At 48.7% G+C, this 16545-nt stretch carries 21 protein-coding genes; 14 read left to right on the top strand and 7 right to left on the bottom strand.

Features of this window, described 5'->3' with window-relative positions; all coding sequences use genetic code 11:
* A partial coding sequence (locus LMG33818_RS12865; RefSeq protein ID WP_442323799.1) for a hypothetical protein occupies positions 1-300 on the top strand: 300 nt, incomplete at its 5' end.
* A 258-nt stretch (positions 301-558) separates the two neighbouring features.
* Here LMG33818_RS12865 and LMG33818_RS12860 read toward each other — a convergent pair.
* Complete coding sequence (locus LMG33818_RS12860; RefSeq protein WP_442323798.1) at positions 559-1194, bottom strand: XRE family transcriptional regulator; 636 nt, start codon at positions 1192-1194, stop codon at positions 559-561.
* Positions 1195-1273: 79 nt separating this feature from the next.
* On the opposite strand from LMG33818_RS12860, the gene LMG33818_RS12855 reads away from it, so the two are divergent.
* The 8 genes from LMG33818_RS12855 to LMG33818_RS12820 all read left to right on the top strand — a co-directional run bounded on the left by LMG33818_RS12855 (position 1274) and on the right by LMG33818_RS12820 (position 7752).
* A complete protein-coding gene (locus tag LMG33818_RS12855; protein ID WP_442323797.1) occupies positions 1274-1471 on the top strand; it encodes a hypothetical protein in 198 nt (65 codons plus the stop codon).
* 55 nt (positions 1472-1526) lie between these two features.
* Positions 1527-2030, top strand: coding sequence for an Ogr/Delta-like zinc finger protein (locus LMG33818_RS12850; RefSeq protein ID WP_442323796.1), 504 nt, complete (start codon positions 1527-1529; stop codon positions 2028-2030).
* A gap of 79 nt (positions 2031-2109) precedes the next feature.
* Positions 2110-2466, top strand: a complete 357-nt coding sequence (locus LMG33818_RS12845) for a hypothetical protein (protein ID WP_442323795.1) — start codon at positions 2110-2112, stop codon at positions 2464-2466.
* A gap of 32 nt (positions 2467-2498) precedes the next feature.
* Positions 2499-2861, top strand: a complete 363-nt coding sequence (locus tag LMG33818_RS12840; RefSeq protein WP_442323794.1) for a hypothetical protein — start codon at positions 2499-2501, stop codon at positions 2859-2861.
* Positions 2858-5005 (top strand): replication endonuclease, encoded by a 2148-nt coding sequence (locus LMG33818_RS12835; RefSeq protein ID WP_442323793.1) that lies wholly within the window; start codon positions 2858-2860, stop codon positions 5003-5005. Before LMG33818_RS12840 ends, LMG33818_RS12835 begins: the two co-directional genes overlap by 4 nt.
* Complete coding sequence (locus LMG33818_RS12830) at positions 5005-5220, top strand: TraR/DksA C4-type zinc finger protein (RefSeq protein WP_442323792.1); 216 nt, start codon at positions 5005-5007, stop codon at positions 5218-5220. The genes LMG33818_RS12835 and LMG33818_RS12830 overlap by 1 nt, the downstream gene beginning before the upstream one ends.
* 604 nt (positions 5221-5824) lie before the next feature.
* Entirely contained in the window at positions 5825-6592 is a 768-nt protein-coding gene (locus tag LMG33818_RS12825; RefSeq protein WP_442323791.1) for a DNA adenine methylase, read from the top strand.
* Positions 6593-7062: 470 nt separating this feature from the next.
* Positions 7063-7752, top strand: a complete 690-nt coding sequence (locus tag LMG33818_RS12820) for a replication initiation protein (protein ID WP_442323790.1) — start codon at positions 7063-7065, stop codon at positions 7750-7752.
* 24 nt (positions 7753-7776) lie between these two features.
* On the opposite strand, the gene LMG33818_RS12815 is transcribed toward LMG33818_RS12820, so the two are convergent.
* The 4 genes from LMG33818_RS12815 to LMG33818_RS12800 all read right to left on the bottom strand — a co-directional run bounded on the left by LMG33818_RS12815 (position 7777) and on the right by LMG33818_RS12800 (position 9819).
* Positions 7777-8028 carry a hypothetical protein gene (locus tag LMG33818_RS12815; protein ID WP_442323789.1) on the bottom strand — a complete coding sequence of 84 codons (252 nt, stop codon included), beginning with the start codon at positions 8026-8028 and terminating at the stop codon, positions 7777-7779.
* A 51-nt stretch (positions 8029-8079) separates the two neighbouring features.
* Positions 8080-8724: an AAA family ATPase gene (locus LMG33818_RS12810; protein WP_442323788.1), complete on the bottom strand. Its 645-nt coding sequence runs from the start codon at positions 8722-8724 to the stop codon at positions 8080-8082.
* Between the two features lie 71 nt (positions 8725-8795).
* Positions 8796-9374, bottom strand: a complete 579-nt coding sequence (locus LMG33818_RS12805) for a recombinase family protein (protein WP_442323787.1) — start codon at positions 9372-9374, stop codon at positions 8796-8798.
* A gap of 124 nt (positions 9375-9498) precedes the next feature.
* Positions 9499-9819 carry a hypothetical protein gene (locus LMG33818_RS12800; RefSeq protein ID WP_442323786.1) on the bottom strand — a complete coding sequence of 107 codons (321 nt, stop codon included), beginning with the start codon at positions 9817-9819 and terminating at the stop codon, positions 9499-9501.
* Between the two features lie 392 nt (positions 9820-10211).
* Between LMG33818_RS12800 and LMG33818_RS12795 the strand changes: the two genes are divergently transcribed.
* Complete coding sequence (locus tag LMG33818_RS12795; protein ID WP_442323785.1) at positions 10212-10469, top strand: type II toxin-antitoxin system RelE family toxin; 258 nt, start codon at positions 10212-10214, stop codon at positions 10467-10469.
* Positions 10453-10782 (top strand): helix-turn-helix domain-containing protein, encoded by a 330-nt coding sequence (locus LMG33818_RS12790; RefSeq protein WP_442323784.1) that lies wholly within the window; start codon positions 10453-10455, stop codon positions 10780-10782. The genes LMG33818_RS12795 and LMG33818_RS12790 overlap by 17 nt, the downstream gene beginning before the upstream one ends.
* 33 nt (positions 10783-10815) lie before the next feature.
* On the opposite strand, the gene LMG33818_RS12785 is transcribed toward LMG33818_RS12790, so the two are convergent.
* Entirely contained in the window at positions 10816-11847 is a 1032-nt protein-coding gene (locus tag LMG33818_RS12785; protein WP_442323783.1) for a phage portal protein, read from the bottom strand.
* Positions 11847-13676 carry a terminase large subunit domain-containing protein gene (locus LMG33818_RS12780; protein WP_442323782.1) on the bottom strand — a complete coding sequence of 610 codons (1830 nt, stop codon included), beginning with the start codon at positions 13674-13676 and terminating at the stop codon, positions 11847-11849. Before LMG33818_RS12780 ends, LMG33818_RS12785 begins: the two co-directional genes overlap by 1 nt.
* A gap of 104 nt (positions 13677-13780) precedes the next feature.
* Between LMG33818_RS12780 and LMG33818_RS12775 the strand changes: the two genes are divergently transcribed.
* From LMG33818_RS12775 to gpM, 3 genes are read left to right on the top strand one after another with little or no spacing between them, the layout of a single operon-like run.
* A complete protein-coding gene (locus LMG33818_RS12775) occupies positions 13781-14620 on the top strand; it encodes a GPO family capsid scaffolding protein (protein WP_442323781.1) in 840 nt (279 codons plus the stop codon).
* A 47-nt stretch (positions 14621-14667) separates the two neighbouring features.
* Positions 14668-15813, top strand: a complete 1146-nt coding sequence (locus LMG33818_RS12770; RefSeq protein WP_442323780.1) for a phage major capsid protein, P2 family — start codon at positions 14668-14670, stop codon at positions 15811-15813.
* Positions 15813-16460, top strand: a complete 648-nt coding sequence (gpM, locus tag LMG33818_RS12765) for a phage terminase small subunit (RefSeq protein WP_442323779.1) — start codon at positions 15813-15815, stop codon at positions 16458-16460. The genes LMG33818_RS12770 and gpM overlap by 1 nt, the downstream gene beginning before the upstream one ends.
* Positions 16461-16545 lie beyond the last annotated feature (85 nt).

Below are 16545 nucleotides of genomic sequence, written 5' to 3'. Positions count from 1 at the left end.
GAAAGTCAGTATTCTCCTCAATGCCAGGCAATTGGAAAAATGGCAATGGGAACAATGACTGCCCGACAAAATGGCGAGCCCGAACAACGGTTGATGAAGAATATAGATATCGCAAGAAACAAGGCGGAATCTGAAGAAAGCAGTAATGATATGACGGCTAATATTATGTTTTCGATGGAAAAAGCTATTGCAAGTATGGCCTACGACAGGCCCGTATATAAAACACAAGATGATAAGACTAACGCTGAAATGATATTTGCCGTGCAGCAGATGCAGACCTGCGAGGACCAAGGTTTATAGAAAAAACGATTCATACTGCACGTATTCAGAAAAGGCCCTTTTGGGCCTTTTCTGTTTTAACAAGTTTCTAATACATAGAAAACCAGATAAACAAGGGGATTACATACGAAAGCGCAACTAAGAAAGAGGAAGAAAACAGGCTGCTCATGACAGCAATAAAAAAAGAATGACCTTGCTGTCTTGCAGCGGGATATATACGTGTGCACAGCCATAGAGCAAGTAAAAACATGACAATCATGTAAATAAAAACGCCGATGATCATTTCAGCTCTCCAAGCTGATAAACAACACGTCCAAGCACACCAATGTCAGTATTGGTATTTAGGTTGATGGTCTCTGGATTGTACATTTTGTTATCACTGATCAGCATCAGCTCACCACTCATTAATGGCTGGATACGCTTAACACGCAATTCATTACCACACCGAACCACGAAGACTCCACTTCGCTCAACTTCAGTGTCATCGCAGTTGATAATGGCCCAGCCATTATCCATGAGAGTCGGCTCCATTGAGTCCCCGCGCACTCGAACCCCAATGTGGCTTTTTCCACGCAGCCCCAAAAGCCTGGCAACTTCTGTTGTGATGTTCCAATAGGTATGAACCTCTTCAGCTAACACGGCCGAACCGGCTCCAGCGGAAGCAGACACGTCATAAAGAGGGATAGAAATATCATTACAGGCCTCAGGAAGTCTGGATTGTCCTCCTGTAAGGATAAACATGACGTCTACACCGGCTGACAAGAGGGATGATAGGTAATTAGAGTCGGGGATTCGTTTGTCATTTTCATAATTAGATTGAGTGGCATAAGTGACACCACCAATGTGAGCAATCTCAGATTGCGAAAGGCCTAACCTCTTACGTTCAGCTCTAATCCTGTCACCAAATTTGTTCATTCGTTAAATACCGAGTTGACAATTTAAAGATTGTTTATAAAATAAGTGGGTAAAGTAAATTTTTTAAGGAATTTAAATAATGGCCGTTTTACTGTCGATTGAACAGGCTAGAGAGCGACTTTTTTCAGAAGGAAAAACGATTGCTGCTTTTTGTAAAGAACATGATTTGAATCAATCTCTTGTGTCAAACGTTCTTGCGGGAAGAATCAAAGGGAAATGGGGAGAAGCACGCCGCGCCGCAATCCTTCTGGGCATGAAGGAGGGGAAAATAGTTTGACCCGTGGTAAGTCGAAGTCCGTAAGCAGCCATTCGAATCGTCAGAGGTAAACGTAGTGAATCAAGCATCATTGAAAAATTTGGGTGACGCTGAAAAATGCCGTCCTGAAAAGGACAGTAATGCTGCCGCCTGCGCAGAAGACGACAGAAACAATCGGCTACGTATGGCATGCCCCTTCTGCGGTGGTTTCTTCCGCATACGGACAAGCCACAAGGTGTCATCAACAACTATCCGGGCAATGGGTGAATGCCAGGAATGTACATACCGAGGGCATCTCGATATCTCACACGTCTCCATCGCATTTCCAAGTGATCACCCGGACGCCATGAAAGCAGCTGTTTATCTCCCTGTTACTGACTACGTCAAGGAATGGGCAGGCAAAAAACAGATGGAGAAGTTCAAGGCTGACATGTTCGGCGACGATATTCAGGAAAACCAAGAAGAGCTGGCTCGCCTGAATTACTTCCAAGCCCGACTCTACAACATGGGTCGAAACGACATGCTGAAGCTGGCCACTATTGCAGAAGAGCTGCAAGTCATACCCGCACGAAAGACCTAGCACGACCTGATTAACACATGATTTTTTGCGCGCCTATTAGGCGTGCTCTCCAAACTCGTCTCAAAAACAGGAAAACATCATGACCAAAACGATCAATACCATCCAGCGCGATACCACAAAAATGACGCCCGAGGATGCTGCTCGCACCTATCTTTTAAGCATGCCCGAAACAGGAGACGTGGAGGGCTGTATCAACGGTTGTGTGAACCGTTTGATTGAAGAAAAGCAGTTGAGTGAAGCACGTGCTCGACATATTGCCATGGTCGCCTGGGCAGAACTTCGCTGCATGAATAGCCGCTCATTTATCGATGTAGACCACTGCACAAGCCGTTTGGTCGTTGTGAAAACACCGGAACAAGTCGTCTATGTCCCCCTTGATGATCTTCTGATGCTTGCAACTGGTCTTGATGGCCACGATGTCGCCACCGTTCACTAATCACGATGTCCTCAGTAACAGCACTTCATGGAATGACAATACATCGCCAGCGCTTTGTAGCGCTGCGCGATGAGCTGCGTGAGCGCGCTACGCCCACGGATCTGGCCGACGTATGGAAGCGCATGAATAAAGGTGAGCGTGCTGTCGTGCTCCAGTCAGCAGGCCTGTCTGCCACTCATCTCATGGAAGGCATGGACGCATACAGCTATCGGGAAACAGTAGCTATCAGAGACGCCATTAAGCGCATGAGTCTTTTCGCCAGTGATCTTATGGATTACTCACGAAAAGCCCCCTGCCAGACAAGCGATTTAGCCCGTCAGGCGCGTGAAGCGCTGGATAGCGGCGACATGGAAAGCGTAAAGCACTTTTTGGCAATGATTGAGAGCATGGCATGAGCAACAACAGTTATATAAAGCAGGCAAGCGCTTTCGGCACCCGTGAATGTCATACCTTTAGAACTGCTATTTTTGATCGTTTTCCGCTTATTGCCGAGGACTTGGCCCGCGTTTACGTCGAGATCGCCCGCAAAAAGCGAGCTGGGTATCGGGAGGCCAACAACTGGTTGCGCCAAATACCTGCGCGCCTCCTGTGCGGCCCATGGAACGTTACTCACGATGATGATGCGCTGGTCGATCATGCCGTTGCGCAGGCCCGTATCGTCGAGCTTGCCCGCGCTAAAGCCTATGGCGAAGACATGGATATGTTCCACTTCGCGCCTCATACAGGGTCGCTGATCACGCCAGTTATACAAACAGGAGTGATAGCCCTTTACATGCAACGCATCGCCAATCTGGCCCGTACAGCCGGTATGCGCAAGGCTATCGAAGTCGGTGAACGGTTATGTCACAAGCACGGCATAGAGGCGCCGTCAGGCTCGCTCTCGCTGACCTCTCGTCTATTACGACTCATGTGTTCACGTTGGTGGCGGCGTCGCCTGCGTGTCCTGTCAGGGCGACGTCTTGAACAGCTTATGCGAGAGCTGGGACGTGTTCATAAGCGCGCAGGGATCTACGCCAGTGATCTAACCATTCACCGCCGTCGATCACAGGAGGCACGTAATAACGCCCTGCTGGAAGCCTTCGTCGCCATCAATCAGCACGGCGAACAGTACACCCTGGCTGAACTATCAGAGCTGGGCATAGCCAACCCATCACATCGTTATTCAGAGATGATGCTGCGAATCCGCGACACAGAAACCGTGGCATTGCGTATGGGGCATCAGGGGCTTTTCTTTACATGGACCTGCCCCAGCAAGTACCACCGTGTTCATGCAGCCACAGCAAAAATGAACCACAAATACAACGGAGCCACCCCGAGAGATGCCCATCAGTACCTGACAGATCTATGGGCAAAAGTCCGCGCAAAATTCTCACGCGAAAAAATCCGCATCTATGGGCTGCGTGTAGTTGAGCCTCACCATGACGGAACGCCTCACTGGCACATGATGCTGTGGGTTGAGCCGGAATATCAGGATTACGTAACCGAGGTGCTGCATGACTATGCATTGCGTGAAGACGGTGACGAAAAAGGTGCCCAGGAATATCGCTTCAAGGCGGAAAAGATCGTTCAAGAGAAAGGCGGCGCCGTTTCCTATCTGGCGAAGTATGTCGGCAAGGGTGTGGGACATACCAAGGACGGTGACGTTGATAAGTACGGTTTTGATATGGCCAGTGCTGCGCTGCGCATCGTTGCGTGGGCAGCCACGTGGGGTATTCGTCAGTTCCAGTTTATTGGCCAGCCGTCTGTCACGATTTGGCGAAACCTAAGGAAGATCAACGAACGCACACAGGAACAATTTAAACAGTGGCAACTCGCTTTTGATTACGAACCGACGCACAAGGAATTTACAGAAAAGCTCATCAAGGCCTGTGACGCTGGCCAGTGGGATCAGTTTATTCAACTCATGGGCGGCCCAGCCATTCCGCGAAAGGATCGCCCGGCACACGCATGGACAGCAGAGCAAGCGGATCTGGAAAGAGCCGACGGCATCGCAAGGGGGCAATACGGTGAAATTCTGAAGATAACCTATGGCGTTACCATTCTGGGTGATGAATACCTGACCCTGTTCAATAAGTGGGAGGTAAAGCATCGCCGTGAAGTTGGCGATGTTGAATCCGGGTTTAAAGCCGCTGCCAGCGGCGATGGGGTTGGGGTTAAGCGGGCCGTAGGCTCGCCTTGGATTCATGTGAATAACTGTACGCGGCCTTATGGACAACCAATCGTGGATGCTTTCGAACGTATCAGAATCAAGGTCAATAACCGATGGGAAGAACTGCCCGCATGGCGAGCAGCCGAGAAGATCGACGATTATCTACTCGATACTTATCACATGAAACAGATCAGTAAGCCTAGGGTGCTCTCAGAATCAGAGATACAGCAGCAACAGGCATCATTCAGGGAATTTATAACATCACCAGAATATTTGGCAGAGCAAGAACATATGCATGAGGTAAATCAGGACTGGGAACGCTACAGGAATAGCGATTCATGGATACCTGTACCTAAAGAAAATATACGAGAACTAAGGGAAATATTGTAATGGCAGATTTTGCAGATAGAGCACAGGCCAGTAGTGAAGAAACACTGCGCAGAGTATTGAGCGTACGACGTAGGTACGAACGAAAAGAGCATACAGGGGATTGTATAGATTGTGGTGAGGACATACCAGAAGCACGCCGCAAAGCATTGCCATTTGCACGAAGATGTGTTGATTGCCAAAGCATGAGAGAACACAAGAAACGGGTACACCACTAATGCTAGTTGCTAGGTATAAAACGACGTTTACTAGCGGATCATGCAGAGAAGAAATCAACAAATTATTTCAAGGCGATATTCCCGTTAAGGAACTTGAAGAACACATTGATATAACAAGAGAAATTAGCCATGCAATTCAAAAACAGAGGTCAACGGGGAACGCGGTTCGCACGCACTGCAGGAATCATGTGTGGAGATCCACTTTTTAGGCTCTACCTAGACCGACGGGCACGCCATAAGTGGGGAGCAAACGTCGCTGATGGTACTCATAACACAGAAGATGCGGCTGATTGGATCAGAAGAGCATGCAATGTGAAGTCCAGAGCAGATATAGATGGTAACCCTGGGGCCGTGAGGATGCTGCAGTCCATAAGATCACGATTCGAGCATTGGAAAACAAAAGGAATATAGGTGTAGCGGTGCTCTGTTACACAAGAGCGATAAAGAAGGTACGGAAGTGAAATGAGACAATTTAACTGGTTAAAGACGGGCGAACGGAATGTGCGGAAACACATTGCGTACCCGCCACACGATGGTAGCTCGTGAGACGACAAGGCCCGCCCTCCTAGCGCAAGGAGGCGTGCATATTAACACGCAAAAACTCATGGATACCATTGTGGCAAAACCTATCATTCCTTGGATCGGCGGAAAACGCCGACTAGCCAAACATATTCTCCCAACATTTTCTGAACACACCTGTTACGTTGAACCCTTCTGCGGAGCAGGAGCACTGTTTTTCATGAAAGAACCTGCGAACGTAGAGGTTCTTAATGATATCAATGGTGACCTGATCAATCTTTATCGCGTAGTGAAGTACCACATGGAAGCTCTGTATTCAGAGTATAAATGGGTACTGACATCACGACAGCAGTGGGAATGGTTGAAAGGTACTCCACCTGAGACGTTGACCGATATCCAACGGGCAGCTCGATTCCTTTACCTTCAGAAGTTGGCTTTCGGTGGCAAGGTGGAGGGACAAGCATTTGGAACAGCTACGACAGCAAAGCCCAGGTTTAATCTGTTGACGTTGGAAAACGATCTGGTCGATATGCATCAACGACTAACCAATGTGCATATTGAAAACCTGCCCTGGGATCGATGTATTGAGAAATATGATCGTCCTCATACCCTTTTCTATTGCGACCCCCCTTATTGGCAAACAGAAGGGTATGGTGTGCCCTTCGAGTTTGAGCAGTATGAAAAGATGGCATCACTGATGAGATCGATTAAAGGCAGGATGCTCGTTAGCATCAATGATCACCCAGATATTCGCGAGGCATTCAAAGGTTTGCCGATGAAGGAGATTAAGGTCTCGTATAGCGTGGGTGGGAACGACAGGCCAAAAAGCGCTGGTGAGTTGTTGATTGGTTGAGATCAAATATGATCGAGAGGGCCCCGGATTTAGCGTCTGGGCCTTTTTTTAAAGTGAACCATAGGATACCTACGGTAAAGTAAGATTAATGGCTATACGGCCAAACAGGATAAGGGGAGAGATTCCGGCAATACCATCAAACAAGCAGAGAAGAAAATATAAATGTAGTTATCCCCTTTTTAATACTTGTTTTTTCTTGTTTTTAACCCCTGTTTTCAGTCACGTAAGTTGTTGATTATAAATAATTATTTTAAAGATAAGGGGAGATATTCCGGTACATAAAGGGAGAGATTCCGGCTTTAAAGGGGAGAGATTCCGGCTTTAAAGGGGAGAGATTCCGGCTGTTATCCACAATCAGAAATGAAAAAATAGAATAGATTATTGCCCACACTTTGATAAAGGGAGGAGGTGTATTATTCTCCCTTTATTGGAAAAGGGGAGAGATCCCGGCTTAAGGGGTTAATGAATAAATGGATAAGAATAAGGTAACTCAATCAAACAAGTTGATTGAGGCATCGCACACACTAACACTGAATGAGAAAAGGCTAGTCCTGTGTGCAGCATCAATGATTGATTCGCGCCGTCCGATGCCAAAAGATGGATATATAACAATACACGCGGAGCGATTTGCAGACATATTTGGCATGGAGCTGCGGCATGCTTATGAGTCGATGAAAGAAGCATCAAATAGGTTGTTTAATCGAGATGTGAGGCGTTATGAGGGAGGGAAAGTTGTAGAGCGAATGAGATGGGTATTCCATGTTAAGTACAAGGAAGGTACAGGTTGCGTAGAGCTTGGTTTTTCTCCTACAGTGGCCCCTCACTTAAGCTTGCTGAACAAAGAGTTCACTAGTTATCAATTGCGTCAGATAGGCGGTCTAACCAGCTTTTATGCTATTCGAATATACGAGTTAATGCGGCAGTTTTCCAAGACAAATAACCGTGAGTGTTCATTAGAACGTATCAAGGAAATGCTTGATATAACTGAAAAATATAAAAATGTTAAAGATCTTAAAAGGTGGGTACTTGAACCGGCGCTCAAAGAAGTGAATGAAAGGACTGATATCGAGGTTGCAATGGAGTCATTAAAAAAAGGTAGAAGTATTGTCGGTTTCAAGTTCTCTATATCGAACGAAAAACAAATGAAAATGGAGCTATAGCTGGGTGGCCAGCCATAGCAGTGGTTACCAAGACTTAAGAGTCTGATTCAATGCCATGGTAATGAAAGCAGCGCGCGTCATCCCAAGCTCTTGGGCTTTATCGTCAACCCGATCGAGCAGATCTGGGGAAATAGTTAAACTTATCTGCGTTTTGTTCCCCATGGCGACACCCTTGCGAGCAGATTTTTCCCTTCCTTTATACCCGTCAGGAGCACCTTCAGTAAAAGCTTCAACGCGTGACTGTATGGATTTATCCCGTCTATTTACAATAGCCATAAAACACCTAAAATAATATTGTTGGAATACGTTTTCAATATTGAAAACGTATCAAAATACAATAGATTCAACTTTCTTTATTTCACTAATAGCCTTGGCGTCACGAGGCAGGTATTCAAGAACAGATAAACCCTGGCTGCTCGCGTTCCCATAGGCTTTTCTACGAACAACAGGGATATCGATCACATCAAAACCAGCAACGTCTTTAGCCGCACGCGAAGCATCAATATTATCGGTTGAATATTTGCGAGGGTCTGCAAGATTAAGAAGAGCATGAACCCGAAGAGGAATATCCCTAAGGTCATTGGCTTCGGAAACAAGCTCGGCTATATCCTGAAGAGCCCACACGTCGAAAGACTGCGGTGCAAAAGGAACAATAAGTGAGTCAGCTATCATCAGTGCATAACGAAGAGCACTTGAATCGCGGCCACCGACATCAATGACAGTGTCATCATATTTAGGGGATTGCTGTTTAACCTGCTGGAAAAGCTCCTTGCCGCCGTCATATTTTGAGTATGAGATGGCTCTGTCTGGAAAATCGTCGTTCCGAATATTTAGGGCGCTACTGGCTGTAGCTTGGCGATCGCCATCGACAAGCCACACATCATTGCCTGACAGAGCGCGAGCAATAGAGAGCTGAATAGACAGGGTTGTTTTTCCAACTCCCCCTTTGGTGTTTCCAATAGCAAGAATCATATTGCGAATCTCGTTTTCAATATTGAAAATATATTGTATACCAGTTTAAAAACTATTAAAAACATTCACATTCAAGGTTTTTTGTTTTTAATCCGAAGGATCGTCTGACGTGTGGTCGAGAACTCTCTCGCAACTGCGCTAATGCTCGTACCATCGGCAATCCGATCGAGCACGGCTTGCTTCTGAGAAGGGTTAAGAGAAGGAGGCCGGCCAAACCTCTTTCCAGCTTGTCGCGCTCGTGCCAAACCGGATTGGGTACGCTCAATAAGAAGATCACGTTCGAATTCTGCGACCGCAGAAAGTACCTGCATGGTCATTTTCCCGGCGGCACTGGTTAGGTCGACACCTCCTAAGGCTAGGCAATGTACTCGAATGCCGAGATCAGAGAGCCTCTCAACTGTCTGACGTACGTCCATGGCATTTCGGCCCAAGCGGTCAAGTTTTGTTACAACCAGAACATCACCAGATTCCATCCTATCGATTAATCGAATAAAGCCAGGTCTCATTGAAGCAGGGCTGGAGCCACTGACACTCTCTTCAATAATTCGTTGAGGCTGAACGGAAAAGCCAGAGGATTCAATTTCCAGAAGTTGGTTTGAGGTATTTTGGCCGACAGTCGAAACGCGGCAATATGCAAAGACACGGGACATGATGAGCCTGTACGAAAACGGTGTTATAAAAATAAAATTGGTACGAAATTAAAATACCATATATTCGTACATTGGTAGATGAATATGTACGAAAACGAACGGTTTCGGATACATAGTGAAAAGGTTAGTCCTGATCGTGAATGCGATGCCACTTGCTTTCAATTGCTGCCGACATTTCGTCCAGAAGATAGCGAATTAGGTAAGTACCTACACGATAACCATCGGCAGTAGAGATATAAAACTCTGAAGCTGACGGTGCAAGAAGTGAATACCTCACGAGATCAAGCTGACCTTTAAGTATCCAGTAGTCACGTTCTTTGAAATCTTCACGCTCAAAAAGAACAACATCAGTGCGCTGAGTGAATCGCCTCAAAATGGCACGGAGAGTCGGGTCGGAAAACTGACCATTCAAAATAGAATCTACGCGAGACGAAAATTGTTTCATTAATACCTCCAAAAGCGCTGAAAAGGCTTGCGTCTAAAATTGCACGGAAATGCACGATTTTGCACGGAAATTTTTTTCAAAAAATCGCGTCGAAGGCCGCGCGAGCGCTGCGTTGCGCAAAAAAATCGCGTGCACGAAAAAATGGGGGGTGCGGAAAACGCAGGCGCGGGGGGCAACTGCGCAAAACGGGCAAAAAATTCGCGCACGCTGCGGCAGTTGAGAGGTCCATCAGCGTGGAAAAAACAAGAGGGTGGTACAGCGGTAGCGGGTCTGGATCGCGCTTAATGGACGGGATTATAAGAGGGAAAATGAGGGATAAAATAAATCGTGTTTTATTGATAAAAATAAAAAATATAGTATAATATGTATAAATATGTGACAGGGAACGTATGATGAGCAATGAGGTTAAGTGGAGCCAGAAAGCGGCCAAACAGGTTAAAAAAATAGCCTCCGATAAAAGGAAAAAAATCATCCTGGCATCACATGCGTTGCAAGACATGCCGGCGACACGAAATGTAAAGGCATTGAAAAACCACAAATATGGGTATCGGTTACGAGTCGGCGATTATCGAATTTTATTCAACTGGAATGGCGCGGTAGAAATCGTCAACATTGAAGAGGTTAAAAAGCGCGATGAACACACCTATTGAAACGCAAATACTGAACGATCAGGCAGGCAATCCTCTCTATGTTCTCATGCCGTACGATGAGTATATTGGGATGCTGAATAAAGAGGAAAAGACGATCCCTCAAGAAGTAATGGAGCTGGAGGTGCTAAACGACATAACACCTATTGCAGCATGGAGGAAATACCTGAAGCTGACACAAAAGGAAGTGGCAGAACGCTTGGGGATGTCACAGGCCAATTTCTCGGCAATAGAAAAGACAGATAACCCCAGAAACGAAACATTGAAAAAAGTTGCGAAAGCTCTAGGTATAGATCCGGGGCAGCTGGTGTATTGAGAAAGACCGCCTAGTTGAGGCGGTCTTTGCATATCAGGAAGCCGCCGGCTGCGGTGAAGGCGGTGTTGGTTGAGGTGTCGGCAATGGCAGAAAACGGATTACCTCTTCGCCAATCATGGTATTCAGCTCTGTAAGCGACTCCATGATCGGTGCAATCTCGTTCTCAATGAATACCTGCGCCGCGACTGAAATACTGCCAAAGCCGCCATTGTTCGTCGGAACAATACCCAGGAGTTGTGGAGGTACGCGGTGGCCAGCCAGCTGATCATCACGGCTTGTCCCCTTGAGTGCCGCAAAATCATCCGATGCCTTCACGTCACTTACCGGAATAAGCTGTACGCCATCCTTTTGACCCTTCGGAACATGCAGGAACAGGTTCCGGAAATTCCCCACCCCTTTTGAATCGCGTAACGCTTGACGGATAGCGTCAATATCCTCGGTGTTTTGCTCTTCCCCTGTCACGTACAGAATAAACCCGGCATGTGAGCCATTCTCATAATACCGACGTCGAAACAGGGTCGCCGCCTCATTAAGCATGACTGACTGCAAAATACCCATGTAATCCGGGACACCGTAAACCTCCTGATCGATGTCGGGCTGCATCAGGTGTGCAACACTCCCCGCTGGAAACGGGATTGGGTCCATCATGAGCGGATTGAGCCAGTAGTAGGTTACTAGATCTGCCCCGCGTCGCACGTACCGGGCAGGTGCAGGATTAATGGACAAAATGGAGCCCAGTTTGGATCGCGTCGTCTCCAGGTAGCAGTTACCGAAGATCAGAAAATCCTGTACGAGAGCCTCAAACTGTTGGCGAGACAGGAGAGGGTGCGGGATGAAATATTTCTTCAATAGGTTACGTTTGATCTGCAGGGCCGACCCATGATGCGGGGTGGCTCTATAGAGACGCGACAAGGCAAAGAAATCGACGGGGAGTTCGAAGTAGGTATCACCCATCGACAAGATACCGGTATAAACCACATCATACGCATTGAGCACAGGGACGGGCTCACCAAAGGTAAAACTCTTGATCTGCGCACCGTTCGTGCTTGCTGTCTCTGTACTCATCAGTCGAAAAACTCCAGTGTGCTACGACGATTCCCTTCATCAGGGCCGTCGAGCGGTTCAAATTGAAGGGCATGTAGCGTGGCCCAAGCCAGATCCGCATGGCCATGCTCACTTGAGCGCGTAGCCTTGTAAGTAAGACGTCCACCGTTGGTAACCGTCGGTGCAATGGCCTTGAAAGCCAAGACAATACCCTGATCGCCAGAATCGAGCTGTAAGCGCCCCTGCTTGATAATGTGCTGGGCCTGACGAACCATGGCTGTTTTGTTTTCAGGCGAGTAGAGAATGCGGGAGACGTCGGGGAAAAATTTTTCAACGAGCTGAGCGACAGATTCCCCCATCCCGTTGGTATCAATACCTATATGCGCAACGTTGTAACGTTCGGTCATGGATTGAATGAAATTGGCTTGTGTCTCGTAGTCACTGCCATTCAAGCGATGGGATTCGATAATGCGATGCGGCTCACGCTTACTGCGCGCCGGGGCAATCACGACAAGACCTGCACCGTCACTAAATACGCCATCACCCGCGGGATCATATCCAATCCACACTGGGCGATTGGCATAAGGCCGCTGTGCCCACGGTTTAACGTCTGACCATGCCTCGTAACTATCGACCAGACACTGCATCATCAGTGAGAGCGGGAATGCCGATTGCGAATCATCCATGAACTGGCATTCGAACAAATTTGCGAATGCTTCATCGGAGTAGCGCATTTTCAGGCGTTCAAGATCGAAGAGATCACACCCCCGTTCCAGCGCATCGTGGATAGTCACAATCTGACGCCACTGTAAATCAGGGCCTCGCTGGCCATCTTTTAATGCACGATGGCTAACATCGAAAAGGGCGCGGTCTTTCTTTGCTCGCCGTGCATTGAAATCATCGCCATTCCAAAAGCCATAGGCTTCGGCGGTGACGGTGGAAGGTGTTGAGATATACGTTTCACGGTACTGTTTGTGCGCCGCCATACCAGATACAACGCGCTGAAACTCGGCAAACTTCTTGATCCAGAAATATTCATCAACAAACAAGTCACCGCCATAGCCTTGTGCCGTTGCAGTATTGGTTCCAAGGAACTGAAGAACCGCTCCATTGGGCAGGTGTATTTCCTCAGCGCCTTTAAGAATGACGCCAGTCGCCTCTTTTACGAAGGCTGCCATATCATGGCGGAAAGTGAGCGCCTGGCGTTTCGATGCTGACAGAAATATCTTGTTTTTGCCCGTCTCATAGGCATCGAGAATGGCTTCGCGAGCAAAGTACCACGTCGCCCCAATACGTCGGCTTTTCAGTATGTTGCGGATGAACTCGTTATTACCCGCACGGTACCACTCCCGCTGATAGTCAAAGAGCGAATCGTGAAAGGCGTCCTGTAGAGCAATGAGCCCATCATCGCCTATCTCGTTTTTAGACAGTTTGGCCTTTCGAGGACGTTCACCGGTGCCGCGCGATCCCTCCCCACTTGCGGCAATCTCCTTGCCACCCGATCCCCCGGTGAATTTATGGAACTGACGCCCAAGGGCGTCCATTTCTTTGTAATCGGCGTTTGACTTGGACTCTTTCGCAATCAGCTGACAGATACGCGCTTCAAGCGCCGCATCGATGCGATCAGCCGGGGTGGAGTCATCCCATTTATCACGCGTTTTCCACGAATAAATGGAATCGGACGACACATTGAGGTGAGTCGCAATATCAGCCACTTTCCAGCCCTGCCAATAAAGAAGCTTGGCCTGTGAGCGGGGTGGCGTAGTTAACGGAGTAACAGGAGTCGATGTTTTCATGCCGCCAGCGTAACTAACGCCTGCCCGGCATTCGCCCGCCTTTGTCTGTGACACATAACTCTTACACAGTGAATCACTCGCCCATTGTGTCAATGATCGCCACCCTGTCAGCCACTAGGAGCCAATACCGTTCAAACAGGGCCAGGAGAAGGCGATCAATGAGTAAACAGTTTGTAGTGGCGACAGCAGGGGCGACCACGGATGGGCGCGAAATCCAGCCCGAGTGGATCGATCAGATGGCAGCGGATTACAACCCAAACGTTTACGCCGCACGGGTAAATTGCGAGCACATTCGTGGGATGACGCCAGAAGGTCCATTTTCCGCACTGGGAGATGTCACTGCGCTCTCAACAGGAACCGACTCCGCAGGGAATAAAACCCTGATCGCCACCATTGATCCGACGTCAACGCTCAAAAAGCTAAGCAAGGATCGTCAAAAAATCTTCACGTCCTGTGAGATTGACACCAACTTCCGAGGTTCAGGTAAAGCCTATCTGATTGGTCTGGCTGCAACCGATAGCCCAGCCTCCATCGGCACACAAATGCTCAAGTTTTCGGCAGGCCTTCGGGATGAAGACAAGCCACTGGTCTATCTGAAGAAAAAACCGGACAACCTGCACTCTGAACTGGTGGAACTATCGACCGCGTTTGCCAGTGAAGACGTGCATAAGCCTGAATCTACTAGCGTGCTGGACAAGGTGAAAAATATCCTCCTGGGCACGCAAAAACAGACACAAAAGTACGCACAGGAAAATGCGGAAATCCGGGAAGCGCTGGAAGTGCTGGCGCAGAGCAATGCAGAGCTACAGGCCAAACTGGACAAGGCAGCCTCCAGCGATGAATTCACCCTGATCAAGGCGGAAGTACTGACCCTCTCCAAGGGGATGGGTGAAGTGCGGGCACTGCTCGAAAAGCTCGATAACACCCCGGCGACACAATTCAGCCGACAACTGGCTACGGGCCAACCCAAGCCCGAAGAAGACACCGTCGATTATTAATCACCGGGCACTCGGCATCACACGCATTCATCTTAAGGGTTCATTCAATGGAACAGATTACACGCGAACAATTTAAAAAGTTTTCTGCCGATCAGGCGCGGCTCAACGGGGTATCCAGCATTAGCGAGAGCTACTCGGTATCTCCTGCAATACAGCAGAAACTAGAGCAAAAAATTCAGGAGTCCAGCGCCTTCCTGAAACGGATCAATATGCTGCCGGTTGTTGCGCAAAAGGGACAAAAGGTCGGAGTGGGTATTTCCGGTACGATCGCCAGCCGCACGGATACCTCACAAAGTGAGCGTGTCACTACCGACATGACCGATCTGATCGGCAATCTGTATGAGTGTGTTCCCACAGACTTTGACACCCGTATTTCATGGAACACGCTGGATGCTTGGGCGCTGCAAGGAAACTTCCAGCGGCTTGTCCGCCAGTCGGTCATCCAGCGCGAAGCACTGGATCGCATCATGATTGGCTGGAACGGTACCTCGGCAGCCTTACAGTCTGATCGCAGCAAAAATGGGTTGTTGCAGGACTTGAATGTTGGCTGGCTGCAGCAGGTTCGGAATAACGCACCCGAGCGCGTCCTGAGTAACGTGACCGTCGGAGGGAGCACCGGGTACAAGACACTGGATGCACTCATTTATGACGCCACCAACGAGCTGATTGATCCATGGTTCCGTGACGACCCAACACTGGTCGTCATCGTGGGGCGTGGCCTGATGGCAGACAAGTACTTCCCCTTGATCAACAACTACGAAGAGCCGCGCGACCGTGTCGCCGTCGATTTGATTATGAGTCAGAAACGTATGGGTGGATTACCTGCTGTTCAGGTGCCCTTCATGCCCGATGGGACAGCACTGATCACCAGTCTCAACAACCTATCGCTTTATTACCAGAAAGGCGCACGCCGAAGCTTTGTTATCGATAACCCGCGCCGCTCTGCTGTCGAGTATTTCGACTCCTCCAACGATGCCTATGTGATCGAGCAGTATGGTAAGGCATGTCTGATTGAAGGCATCACGTTGAAAGGTGATCAAGCATCTGGGTCATCCAGTCTGGCACAGCAAGGGATCGCTGCAACGCAGGCAGAAGACGGTGATACGTCGACACCGGCAGCTTCGGGAACAACGGGGGCAACACCCGGAAATACCAACGGTACGGACACCAGTGGTAATACCGGAGGGAAATGATGACACCGGCCAGAGCACACCGGCTTAAATTCGAGGTAGCGCAAAGCGCTACCCGAAAAAGCCATGACTATGGCGGCGTACTGGATGAAATGCATGAACAGTTTTTCAACGACAAGCGCCTGCTGAAAGCCATCCGCTCAGTGAAGGAAAAAGAGGATGCCAAGCGACTGTTACTGCCGAAATACGCCTCGTATATCGAGAGCGTCATGGCGCATGACAGCGGCGAGCCGGATTCACTCTTTTCGACACTAATCGTTTGGACGCTCGATGCCGGGGATATCGACAAGGCACTCGACATGGCGCAGTACGCGTTACGCCATCAGCTCGAAAGCCCCGATGCTCATCAACGCACGATTGCCGAGTTCATCACGGAAGACACTATCGAAAAGCTGACTGACATCAATGGCGACATTGATGTATCAGCTCGGCCAATGCTTGAACGTCTCCACTCCATGATGGCGCAACAGAGCATCGTGGACCCCGTGCGCGCCAAGCTGGAGAAAGCACTGGGGGTTGTTGCCCTTGCTGATGATGAACCTGGCACTGCTTACGGACATTTCACACAGGCGCTGGCATTTAATCCGAAATCCGGCTGCAAGCAGCTCATGGCCAAGGCCGATAAACAACGCAGACAACAGTCTGATTAACCGAGTCGCCCCGCGACGGACGGGCCTCATCGGACGCAACGAAGCGAAACAGCTTGCATGCCAACGATGAACCACCCGTCCACTT

Origin of the sequence: Cernens ardua, from assembly GCF_051251085.1 — a bacterium.
GTDB classification, from domain to species: Bacteria; Pseudomonadota; Gammaproteobacteria; order Pseudomonadales; family Halomonadaceae; genus Cernens; species Cernens ardua.
This window is presented reverse-complemented; position numbering and strand designations above follow the sequence as displayed.

Coding starts and splice junctions, on each gene's coding strand:
- LMG33818_RS12860 (WP_442323798.1), bottom strand. CDS start 1,194: ATGAACAAATTTGGTGACAGGATTAGAGCTGAACGTAAGAGGTTAGGC.
- LMG33818_RS12855 (WP_442323797.1), top strand. CDS start 1,274: ATGGCCGTTTTACTGTCGATTGAACAGGCTAGAGAGCGACTTTTTTCA.
- LMG33818_RS12845 (WP_442323795.1), top strand. CDS start 2,110: ATGACCAAAACGATCAATACCATCCAGCGCGATACCACAAAAATGACG.
- LMG33818_RS12840 (WP_442323794.1), top strand. CDS start 2,499: ATGACAATACATCGCCAGCGCTTTGTAGCGCTGCGCGATGAGCTGCGT.
- LMG33818_RS12835 (WP_442323793.1), top strand. CDS start 2,858: ATGAGCAACAACAGTTATATAAAGCAGGCAAGCGCTTTCGGCACCCGT.
- LMG33818_RS12830 (WP_442323792.1), top strand. CDS start 5,005: ATGGCAGATTTTGCAGATAGAGCACAGGCCAGTAGTGAAGAAACACTG.
- LMG33818_RS12825 (WP_442323791.1), top strand. CDS start 5,825: ATGGATACCATTGTGGCAAAACCTATCATTCCTTGGATCGGCGGAAAA.
- LMG33818_RS12820 (WP_442323790.1), top strand. CDS start 7,063: ATGGATAAGAATAAGGTAACTCAATCAAACAAGTTGATTGAGGCATCG.
- LMG33818_RS12815 (WP_442323789.1), bottom strand. CDS start 8,028: ATGGCTATTGTAAATAGACGGGATAAATCCATACAGTCACGCGTTGAA.
- LMG33818_RS12810 (WP_442323788.1), bottom strand. CDS start 8,724: ATGATTCTTGCTATTGGAAACACCAAAGGGGGAGTTGGAAAAACAACC.
- LMG33818_RS12805 (WP_442323787.1), bottom strand. CDS start 9,374: ATGTCCCGTGTCTTTGCATATTGCCGCGTTTCGACTGTCGGCCAAAAT.
- LMG33818_RS12800 (WP_442323786.1), bottom strand. CDS start 9,819: ATGAAACAATTTTCGTCTCGCGTAGATTCTATTTTGAATGGTCAGTTT.
- LMG33818_RS12795 (WP_442323785.1), top strand. CDS start 10,212: ATGAGCAATGAGGTTAAGTGGAGCCAGAAAGCGGCCAAACAGGTTAAA.
- LMG33818_RS12790 (WP_442323784.1), top strand. CDS start 10,453: ATGAACACACCTATTGAAACGCAAATACTGAACGATCAGGCAGGCAAT.
- LMG33818_RS12785 (WP_442323783.1), bottom strand. CDS start 11,847: ATGAGTACAGAGACAGCAAGCACGAACGGTGCGCAGATCAAGAGTTTT.
- LMG33818_RS12775 (WP_442323781.1), top strand. CDS start 13,781: ATGAGTAAACAGTTTGTAGTGGCGACAGCAGGGGCGACCACGGATGGG.
- LMG33818_RS12770 (WP_442323780.1), top strand. CDS start 14,668: ATGGAACAGATTACACGCGAACAATTTAAAAAGTTTTCTGCCGATCAG.
- gpM (WP_442323779.1), top strand. CDS start 15,813: ATGACACCGGCCAGAGCACACCGGCTTAAATTCGAGGTAGCGCAAAGC.